Raw genomic sequence first — 9313 nt, 5'->3', positions numbered from 1 at the left:
CTGCATCATGTGGCGGCTCCGGTTCCTGTTCTGCCTATGGGAATGCCGGTGAGGACCTGCCACGTCGATTTGGCGGCCGCCATCGAAAGGGGCTGCACCCGCCCGCAGCAGCGGCCGCAATATAAGGTTTGTGTCACAAGCCTGTCATGTCGCCTTGTTAGGACTTCCGAAACTAAGGAAACAGGAGACCCAAGATATGACGAAACGTAAGTTTTTTGCCGCACCAGCGGCAATCGCGGCGGTGTTTATTGCCGGTACCGCAACTGCTCAGTCCGTGGTCGACGCCTGCCCGTCGCCGCTGCGCATGGCCGATACAGGCATCGAAGGCATGGGCGATCTTACCGAAGCATTCGGCCCTTTTGCCGAGACTTTTGAAGAACTGACGGGCGTCGAGCTTGTGCTCTATTCGTTGTCCAACCGCACCGCCGCCGGAACGGCCCTGCAGTTCGACGAAGTCGAGTTCGTATTCGCTGGACCGTCTGAGTTCGTGCTTTTCCAGCAACTGGCAGAGATGGACATCCTGTTTTCGATCGTGCGCCCGAATTACGGGTCCAGCTTCGTCGTCCGTGCCGATAGTGACATCAAGACAATGGCCGATCTGGCTGGCCGCCGCGTCGCGCTGAAGGATGTCGGCTCCACGTCCGGGCATATTTTCCCGATGATGCTGATGGCCGAAGCCGGTCTTGACCCAGAGCGCGACGCCGAGATTATCATGGCGGGCGATGCACGCATTCAGGTGCTGATCAATGGCGACGTTGATGCGATGGGCGGCGGCAACAAGGATTGGGATGCCGTGCGCGAACAGGATCCGGGCACCGAGTACCGCCTGCTGGCGCAAACCGACACCTTGCCGGGCGACCCCGTCGTGATGCGCGCCAGCCTGCCGCAAGAGTGCCGCGACGCATTGCGCTCAACGCTGGGAGAGCACTCCGAAGTTCTTTGGGAAAGCCTGACTTCTACCGAGCGCAACGCAGATAAGTTCATCGAACGGGACGCCTACATGTCCTTCGAGACAGACCCTGCCATCTACGACGTGGTGCGCATGGCCTACGAGGTTGCGGGCATCGCGCTGGACGATTGATCCCAACCTTCCGTCAGTGACCGGCGACCATTCTTTTGAATTGGTCGCCGGTCTTCATTTTTTACACTTTGCCCAAGTGAGGAACCCGGCATGATGTCTGCTATTGCCTGCGATGAGGTTCGGGTCAGCTACCGTGACCTGCAGGTGTTGCGCGGGGTTTCCTTCGATATCCCTGTCGGTCAGGGCGTCGTGCTTCTCGGGGCGAATGGCTGCGGAAAATCGACACTGATGCGAAGCCTGAACGGGCTGGAAAGGCTGCAATCGGGCCGTATTTTCATCCATGGCGACAGTCTTGCGGATGCGTCCCGCAGCGACTTGCGCCGGATCCGGCGCAGCATGGGCTACGTGTTTCAGCAATTCAACCTCGTGCCGCAACTCAGCGCCTTTCAGAATGTCCTTCTGGGCGCGATGGGGCGCCACCGCCTGGGTTTGTTGTCTTGCCTGGGAATAACCGCATCCGTCGAAGAACGCGCGCGCGCCATGGCATGCCTTGAGCGCGTGGGCATGGCCGACCGCGCACAGCATCGGCCATCCCAGCTTTCGGGCGGCCAGCAGCAACGCGTGGCGATCGCACGCATGCTGATGCAGGCCCCAAAGGTCGTGATCGCGGACGAACCTATCGCCAGCCTCGACCCAAAAGCCGGGCGTGAGGTGCTGGACCTGCTTTGGCAGATCGTGCGCGAGGAAGGGTTGAGCATGCTGTGCACACTTCACCAGCTTGATCTGGCGCGCGAATACGCGGACCGGATCATAGGCCTGAAGGCGGGGCAGGTCGTGGTTGACGCCGCAATCGCAGAGACCGATGCCCTGCAATTGAACGCGCTTTACACCGGCATGACCCGCGTCGATGCGCAAGCCGAGGAACACGCTGCATGAGCGAGAGCACCCATATACCGCCCCGTTTTCGTGCGCCCTCGGCGCTGACTTGGGTGCTGGTCGTGGGCTTTGCAGCCTTCTTCATCCAAGGCTTGATTGCCTCGGAAATCTCGCTTGACCGACTCGTACGCGGCGCGAGCAATCTTGTCCGCTTTATCGGTCAGGCTGTCCCCCCCGATTTTTCGCGTGCGCCCAATATCGCCGATGCGATGCTGGAAACATTGAATATTGCGGTGGTTGGCGTCACATTCGGCTGCCTGTTCTCAATCCCTCTGGCGCTGTTGGCGGCGCGTAATACTGCGCCAAATGCGGTGGTTCGCACCTTGGCGCGCTTCGTGATCTCCGTTTCGCGTACGATCCCCGATCTGATCTGGGCCTTGATTTTCGTGGTGACGGTCGGGCTCGGGCCGCTTGCGGGTATCCTTGCCATCATCATGGACACAATCGGCTTTGCCGCACGTTTCTACTCCGAGCGGTTCGAGGAGGTCCAGAAAGGCCCGTCCGAGGCGCTGACATCGACGGGGGCGGGGCGCCTTTCGGTAATCTTCGGCGCGATCCTGCCCGAGAGCTTTGCCTCGATGACAGCGACCTCTCTTTTCAGCGTCGAGAAGGCGATCCGCTCGGCCGTCACGCTGGGGCTGGTGGGCGCAGGCGGGATCGGTGTGGAGCTTTCCACCGCGATGCGCCTGTTCCGCTACGATCAGGCTGCAGCGATCATCCTTGTCATTCTGATCGTCGTTGTCGTGTTTGAGCAGATATCGTCCACTATCCGAAAACGGATTATCTGACGTCGCCAAGGCGACATCGTCGTCATCGCGGCCTTTGACGGCTGGCCCGAACACCTGTTCGAGGTCGATCAGACATTTGAGGACAGTATCAGCGGTTACTCAATCACGGGTCCCTTGGAGGGGGTCTATGGCGAGCCGGGGTTCGAAATGATCTTGCGTATTCACGCGAAGGCGAACGGCCAATAGCTGGGGCAACGTTTGGGGCAACCCATCAGTGCCCCGAGCAGCCTCAACCGATCTCCCTATGAAGAGCCGATCAACGAAACACAGAAACGGAAAAGCTGGCTGGGATGGTAGGATTCGAACCTACGGTACACTGTACCAAAAACAGTTGCCTTACCACTTGGCTACATCCCATCAGCGTGGGGCTAGATACTGCGAAGGCGGGATTGGTTCAAGCCCCGTTTGCAAAGAAATGTGCTATTCTTTCAGGCTGTCCTGACGCAGCAAATCTTCGGTGATTTCTTCCTGCCGTTCGGCGTCTACAATCCGGTCCAAAGCGGCGTCTTCGCTGGCCTCGACAGTTTCCACCTGCGTGCTTTCCTGAAGCTCTTGCGGGAGCGTCTTGGTCTCTCTCGTCAGTTGGATGGCTTGTGTCGCATCGGGGATCACAATGCCAGCCGCCTGTATCGCAAGCTTCACCTGCCGCAACGCTTCGCCTTTGGCGCGCACAATAGAGGTTTCGTTCTGGTCAACCCAGCCTGTCACTACGAGCTCGATACCGGAATCGTGCAGCGCTTCGATCCAGGTTTGCGCTGCGGGCTCTGTCAGGACGAACGGAAGATCCTGCACTGTCTGTTCCACCATCGCGCGCGCCGCTTGCAGGTCTGTATCGCGCTCCACGATGATCGAGAACATGAACCGGCGTTCGGCATTCTGGGTGTAATTGATGATCCGGCTCTTGAAGACAGACGAATTTGGGATTCGGATGTGGTTGCCATCAAAGGACAAAAGAATCGTCGCGCGGCTGGTCAGGCGGATGACCTTGCCGATATCGCCGTTGATTTCGACCGTGTCATTGGGGCGGAACGGCTGGCGGAAGGACAACATGACCGAGGCGATAAAGTTTTCCACCGTGTCACGCACCGCAAAGCCCAATGCCAGACCGACGATCCCCGCGGCACCCAGAATTGTGCTTAGCAGTGCAGTGGCGTTGAGGATATCGAGCGCGATGACGATGCCAAAGATCACAAAAGCGATCCGCAAAAGTTGGCGGTAAATCTCGGCGATAAAGGTATTGGGCGCGAGCCGTTCCCACGGTTGGCGCATCCGCGCCAGTGCAAAGCCCAAAAACATAACAAGCGCAAAGGCCGCACCAGCGATCAGTGCGAGCGGCACAAAGGCAATGAACTGGTCCAGACGCGCCCTGAACCGTTCGATTGCAGGGTTCAGCCTGTCACCGATATCGGTTGTTTCCGTGACTTGGTTGCGCACCGCCACGACACCCGCAACACGCGCGGCCAGCGGGTCGAGCGCGACCGCTTCAACGGTCGAGGTCGTTGTGCCCCGCAGGGTCACCACACCTTCGTTGACCGTGACGGTCACGTCTTGATAATTTCCCAATTCGCCAAGGATTTCACGAATGCGCAGGGCGATGGCCGCGTCCTGCTGGGCAGAGGTTTCTGTCGCGATCGGACCAGTGGCCTCTTGTGCAGCAGCAGGCAGCGCTACAGCAAAAAACAGTAGGAAAGGGAGGAAAAGGCGCATGTGAGTAATCCAGCTGACGATGCGCCCTTATAACAAGGAAAATCGCCCTGTCACACGCGCAGAGGGTCCGTCTTGGCAAGTGCGTCAAACGCCATCAGGCTTTTGATCACGCCGTCCATTTGATCCAGCGGGATCATATTCGGTCCATCGGACGGGGCATTGTCGGGGTCTTCGTGCGTTTCGATAAAGACCGCCGCGATCCCCAAAGACACGGCCGCGCGGGCCATCACAGGGGCAAATTCGCGCTGTCCGCCCGATGATCCGCCCATGCCACCAGGCTGCTGGACCGAGTGGGTCGCATCCATAACCACCGGATAGCCGGTGCGCGCCATAATCGGCAAAGACCGCATATCCGCCACCAGCGTGTTGTAACCAAACGAAGACCCGCGTTCGGTCAGCAAAATCCGCTTGTTGCCTGTGCTTTCGATCTTGGACACGACATTGGGCATATCCCAAGGTGCGAGGAACTGACCTTTCTTGATGTTGATCACCGCACCGGTTTCGCCGGCAGCGAGCAACAGATCGGTCTGGCGGCACAGGAATGCAGGGATCTGCATCACGTCGCAGACCGCCGCAACTGTCGCGCATTGCTCGGGGCTGTGGATATCCGTCAGAACGGGGCAGCCGATGCTGTCTTTGACCGACTGCATGACCTTGAGGCCCTCATCCATGCCGAGGCCGCGCTTGCCGCTCAGCGAGGTGCGGTTGGCTTTGTCGTAGGAGCCTTTGAAAATGAATTGCGCGCCGTGGGCGGCACAGATTTCGGCCATCTTGCCTGCGATCATCTGCGCGTGGTTGGTGTTTTCCAACTGGCAGGGGCCCGCAATTACCAAAAGCGGGTTATCATTGCTGACCCAAAGATCACCGATAGTTACGTTATGCATCAAGAGCTTACCTGTTCGCGGAGGATCGAAGCGGTAATCGAGATCATCAGGTAGATGCCTGAAAAGATCAAAAACGCCAGGACCGTGTTTTCAAAAGCACGTGGATAGCTGGCCTGATCGGGAATGACCGGCCGCACGCTTTGCGACAGGTAACGGACCTGACGATTGGCTTCAATGCGGGCTGTTTCCATTTGTGTCAGTGCCTGCTGCACCATGGCTGTCTGAAAAGCGTAATTCTCTTCGGCTGTGCGCAATTCCGTATTCCGTGCCGCCAAGGACACCTCTTCGCCTGCGCCGCCGACAAGCTGGTCGCGCAATTCAGCGATCAGATTGTCAATATTGGCGATCTGGTCGCGCAAGGACTGCACTTGCACTTCGCTTGGCCGGTCCACGTTCAGGCGGGATTGCAGCACAAGCTCGAGACGCTGTTTCTCGCTCTCAAGCGAGTTGATCTGCCCCATGCGGGCGGCACTTTCGCTTTGCGGGTCGATTTGGCGCACGTCCTCTTGGATCGCGAGCCATGTGGCAAGCGCATCCGCGCGGCGCTGTTCGGCCTCTTCATAGCTTTGCAGCGCGCCACGCATCTGGTCTTCGCGCAGTCGCCCGGTCAGCTGATCCACCTGTTCTTCGGCGTAACCGATCAGCGCTTGCGAAAACTCATAGCTTTTGACCGGATCAGCGGCGATTACTTCCATCCGGATCAAACCCTCGGTGGGGTCATAGCTGATCTTCACATGGTTGCTGTACAGACCGAATGCCGCTTCGTTCGTGGCGTTCTCTTCCAGCCGTTGAATGGAATCAATCGCGGGGTCCGAAAAATGTTCCTTGAAGCCGAAATCAGCATCGAGCCGCAGCATCGCTTCGCGCGATGCCAGATAGGATTGCACTGCAATACTGTCCTGCTGGGTTGCCATCGACGTGCCCTGAAACAGCGTCGCAAGACCCGTCGGTCCGCCGCCTTGTGGTTGTGCCTGCTGGATGACGATCTCGGAGTTCGTGGCATACATCGGGGTTGCGATATTGTAGAAATACCACCCGACAAGGAATGTCGGCAGAAATACAAAGAACGATAGCCGCGTAAACAGCAGGGCAAGCTTGCGCTTGCGGCGGCGCGCAATATCGCGCTGGATTTGCAGGATTTCCGACGCGTTGCGGTTCATGGCGGCAGCACTCGCGGTGGACGGCAAGGAAACGCCGTCCTCTTGCGTGATATCCGGCAACTGCACGCGCCCGCTTCGCCCCGGGACCTTGGCACCATCGGGTTTGACCAGTTCAAGTATGGAACTGCGCTGAAACGGGTCAATCCCCGCCGCACGCAGCTGCCGCACGGCATCATAATCAGACGAGGCCTGAAACCCGTTTTTCACCGCAACGCGCCGCGCCATCCTTAACTGCCGCCCTGTCAGACCCTCTTTGCTGATCGCGGCAATCTGTTCGGCGTGCGAAGGGGATTTCACCTCTTCGGCTGCTGTGACGCCCGGCTCTTGCCCTTGCGCATCATCCGTCTTGCGCCGGATGCGGAATTTTTTAACCCTGGGTTTGGTAGTCATAAAGCACGCGCGCCTCTTCCAAGGTGTCAAACATATGCAGCTGCCCGTTCTTGAGCACCGCTGCGGATTTACAGAGCCGTTCCAACGTGGATGGCTGGTGCGAAACGATAATCACTGTCGCTTTTTCCAATCTTTGCCGCAGGATTTCACCGGCTTTGCGGTTGAATTCCGCATCGGTCGCACCGGGCATCCCTTCGTCGATCAGGTAGATATCAAAGTCCAGCGCCAAAAGCAGCGCAAAAGAGAAACGTTGCTTCATACCCGATGAATAAGTGCCAAGCGGCATGTCGAAATATTCTTCCAGACCGCAAAGCCACCGACAGAAGGCTTCGACATAATCGGGGTCCAAACCGTAGAGACGGGCGATAAAGCGGCTGTTTTCCACAGCCGACAAGGTGCTGTCCGTGCCGCCCATAAAACCCAAAGGAAACGAGATCCGGCACCCGCGGCGGATTGTGCCCTCGTCGGGTTTTTCGAGGCCGGACATCATATTGATCAGGGTTGTCTTGCCGGTTCCGTTGGGCGCGAGAATCCCCAGCGAATTGCCCAACTCCACGCGGAAAGAGGCGCGATCAAGGATCACCTTGCGCTGCGTCCCTGTCCAAAAGGATTTGCTCACTTCTGCAAATTCAAGCATGCCGTTTCCGCTCTTGCCCGCTGACCGGTGCATATTTTTGTTACAGACAAGGTATTAACATGCCTATGCCGTTTTCCATACAGCGACTTTGTGGCATCAATATAGCGACAATTGCGTGAGCGGGCATGCGCACCGCACATCAGGCCGAGAGCGTATCTTGAGAAGTCTCCAGCACGAAATTTCCGCATGCCGGATCTGCGCGGATCGTTTTGCGCAGACGAAAACGCGGCACAGCCCGCGCCCCGTGGTGTGGTTTCAAAACAGCCCCCGTATTCTGATTGCAGGCCAGGCCCCCGGACTGCGTGTGCATGAGGCAGGCCGACCGTTTGCCGATCGTTCAGGTGACCGTTTGCGCGATTGGTTGGGTCTGGACAGTGCCAGCTTTTATGACCGCGAAAGGATTGCGATCGTCCCGATGGCCTTTTGCTTTCCCGGATATGATGCAAAGGGCGCAGACCTGCCGCCGCCTGCCATCTGCGGAGCCACATGGCATGACCGCGTGATGGCGGCGCTTGGCGATGTGCCCCTGACGATCCTTGTGGGCGGTTACGCGCATCGCTGGCACCTTGGACCGCAGAAATCCGTCACTGCGACGGTGGCAGGGTGGCGCGGCCTTGCGCCGCGTGTCTTCCCCTTGCCTCATCCGTCGTGGCGCAATACCGCTTGGCTCAAGAAAAATGCGTGGTTTGAAACGGACCTGCTGCCGTCATTACGCAAAGCTGTGAAAGATGAATTGCAATGACCGACCTTGATCTGGCCCATGCCGCAATGGAAGCGGCCCCCGATGACGACACCGCGCGGCTGCGGTTTTACGAACGCCTCGCCGATACCGAACTGTTCATGCTGCTCGGCGCCGAGGCGGAAGGCGACCAGATCACGCCCGAGCTCTTCGACATCGAAGACCAGCGCTTTGCCCTTGTTTTCGACCGCGAAGAGCGGCTGTCGCAATTTGTCGGGCGTGCCGCACCCTATGCAGGCATCCCGGGCCGCGCGTTGGCGCAGATGCTGTCAGGGCAGGGGATCGGGCTGGCGCTCAACCTCGAAGTCGCGCCTTCTGCCATGCTGATCCCTGCCGAGGCGATTGATTGGCTGGTGCAAACCCTGTCACACGGGCCTGACGAGACCGAGGCCCGCCTGACTGAAGTCTCTGCCCCCAAAGGCCTGCCCGAGGCGGTCGTTACCGGGCTTGATCGCAAACTGGCAATCGCCGCAGGGCTGGCGCGTTTCGCCTATCTTGCCGCCGCCACCTATGAAGACGGCGCGCGTGGCCATGTTCTGGCCTTCGTCGATGCACTGGAGGGTGCGGAAAAGGCGCTGGCCTCTGCGGCAGGTGAGGCGCTGACCTTCTCGGGCATCGAAGCAGGCATGATGGATGTGCTCTTTGTGCGGGCCGCCGATCCGCTGGCCGCACATCTGGCGCGCGTCGGGTTGCGCTTTGATTTGCCCGTGCTGGAAGCACCGCAAACCCCGGGCAGCGCACCGGGGATGGACCCCGCGAAACCGCCGAAACTGCGCTAGTAGCCCCGCGCGCGATCCACCAGATAGTGAAACGGCTGGCCCGCTTCGCCGCGCACGATATTGTCCACAATCACCTGCGCTGCCGTCTCGGGCCGAGTGGTGGATGCGATATGCGGCGTGACAGTCACCTGTGGATGCGCCCAAAATGCATGCTCTGCCGGCAGCGGTTCGATCCGAAACACATCCAGCGTTGCATGGGTGATCTGGCCCGCATCCAAAGCGGCCAGAAGTGCCTCATCATCAATCAACGGCCCACGGCCGGGGTTGATGAC

General features: G+C 59.0%; 10 protein-coding genes and 1 tRNA gene. 5 read left to right on the top strand and 6 right to left on the bottom strand.

The window, feature by feature from the left end:
* Window positions 1–196: 196 nt before the first annotated feature.
* From VGP75_RS06835 to phnE, 3 genes are all read left to right on the top strand, one after another.
* Window positions 197–1081 (top strand): phosphate/phosphite/phosphonate ABC transporter substrate-binding protein, encoded by an 885-nt coding sequence (locus VGP75_RS06835; protein WP_327542940.1) that lies wholly within the window; start codon window positions 197–199, stop codon window positions 1079–1081.
* 90 nt (window positions 1082–1171) lie between these two features.
* On the top strand, window positions 1172–1957 hold the full coding sequence (locus VGP75_RS06830; protein WP_327542939.1) for a phosphonate ABC transporter ATP-binding protein: 786 nt from the start codon (window positions 1172–1174) through the stop codon (window positions 1955–1957).
* A complete protein-coding gene (gene phnE / locus VGP75_RS06825) occupies window positions 1954–2745 on the top strand; it encodes a phosphonate ABC transporter, permease protein PhnE (RefSeq protein ID WP_327542938.1) in 792 nt (263 codons plus the stop codon). Before VGP75_RS06830 ends, phnE begins: the two co-directional genes overlap by 4 nt.
* Before the next feature lie 282 nt (window positions 2746–3027).
* Here the strand turns inward: phnE and VGP75_RS06820 are convergent.
* From VGP75_RS06820 to VGP75_RS06800, 5 genes are all read right to left on the bottom strand, one after another.
* Window positions 3028–3102: transfer RNA gene (locus VGP75_RS06820), tRNA-Gln, on the bottom strand.
* A gap of 63 nt (window positions 3103–3165) precedes the next feature.
* Window positions 3166–4452, bottom strand: coding sequence for a mechanosensitive ion channel family protein (locus VGP75_RS06815; RefSeq protein WP_327542937.1), 1287 nt, complete (start codon window positions 4450–4452; stop codon window positions 3166–3168).
* A gap of 50 nt (window positions 4453–4502) precedes the next feature.
* A complete protein-coding gene (gene kdsA, locus VGP75_RS06810) occupies window positions 4503–5336 on the bottom strand; it encodes a 3-deoxy-8-phosphooctulonate synthase (protein ID WP_327542936.1) in 834 nt (277 codons plus the stop codon).
* A complete protein-coding gene (locus tag VGP75_RS06805; RefSeq protein ID WP_327542935.1) occupies window positions 5336–6886 on the bottom strand; it encodes a KpsE/RkpR family capsule polysaccharide export protein in 1551 nt (516 codons plus the stop codon). Before VGP75_RS06805 ends, kdsA begins: the two co-directional genes overlap by 1 nt.
* Window positions 6864–7523, bottom strand: coding sequence for an ABC transporter ATP-binding protein (locus VGP75_RS06800; protein ID WP_327542934.1), 660 nt, complete (start codon window positions 7521–7523; stop codon window positions 6864–6866). Before VGP75_RS06800 ends, VGP75_RS06805 begins: the two co-directional genes overlap by 23 nt.
* A 157-nt stretch (window positions 7524–7680) precedes the next feature.
* Here VGP75_RS06800 and VGP75_RS06795 point away from each other — a divergent pair, with 157 nt between their 5' ends.
* Both VGP75_RS06795 and VGP75_RS06790 read left to right on the top strand, forming a co-directional pair.
* Entirely contained in the window at window positions 7681–8265 is a 585-nt protein-coding gene (locus VGP75_RS06795; protein ID WP_327542933.1) for a uracil-DNA glycosylase family protein, read from the top strand.
* Entirely contained in the window at window positions 8262–9041 is a 780-nt protein-coding gene (locus VGP75_RS06790) for an SseB family protein (RefSeq protein ID WP_327542932.1), read from the top strand. The genes VGP75_RS06795 and VGP75_RS06790 overlap by 4 nt, the downstream gene beginning before the upstream one ends.
* Here VGP75_RS06790 and VGP75_RS06785 read toward each other — a convergent pair.
* Window positions 9038–9313: NAD(P)-dependent oxidoreductase (locus VGP75_RS06785; protein ID WP_327542931.1), on the bottom strand; the 276-nt coding region annotated here is incomplete at its 5' end. The genes VGP75_RS06790 and VGP75_RS06785 overlap by 4 nt on opposite strands.

The organism is Yoonia sp. (assembly GCF_036007805.1).
Lineage (GTDB): Bacteria > Pseudomonadota > Alphaproteobacteria > Rhodobacterales > Rhodobacteraceae > Yoonia.
The sequence above is the reverse complement of the archived record's forward strand: the minus strand, read 5'-3'. Positions and strand labels throughout refer to the sequence as shown.

Excerpts from the sequence above, each read along its gene's own strand:
- VGP75_RS06800 (WP_327542934.1), bottom strand. The coding sequence starts at position 7,523 with ATGCTTGAATTTGCAGAAGTGAGCAAATCCTTTTGGACAGGGACGCAG.
- VGP75_RS06805 (WP_327542935.1), bottom strand. The coding sequence starts at position 6,886 with ATGACTACCAAACCCAGGGTTAAAAAATTCCGCATCCGGCGCAAGACG.
- VGP75_RS06790 (WP_327542932.1), top strand. The coding sequence starts at position 8,262 with ATGACCGACCTTGATCTGGCCCATGCCGCAATGGAAGCGGCCCCCGAT.
- phnE (WP_327542938.1), top strand. The coding sequence starts at position 1,954 with ATGAGCGAGAGCACCCATATACCGCCCCGTTTTCGTGCGCCCTCGGCG.
- VGP75_RS06835 (WP_327542940.1), top strand. The coding sequence starts at position 197 with ATGACGAAACGTAAGTTTTTTGCCGCACCAGCGGCAATCGCGGCGGTG.
- VGP75_RS06830 (WP_327542939.1), top strand. The coding sequence starts at position 1,172 with ATGATGTCTGCTATTGCCTGCGATGAGGTTCGGGTCAGCTACCGTGAC.
- VGP75_RS06815 (WP_327542937.1), bottom strand. The coding sequence starts at position 4,452 with ATGCGCCTTTTCCTCCCTTTCCTACTGTTTTTTGCTGTAGCGCTGCCT.
- kdsA (WP_327542936.1), bottom strand. The coding sequence starts at position 5,336 with ATGCATAACGTAACTATCGGTGATCTTTGGGTCAGCAATGATAACCCG.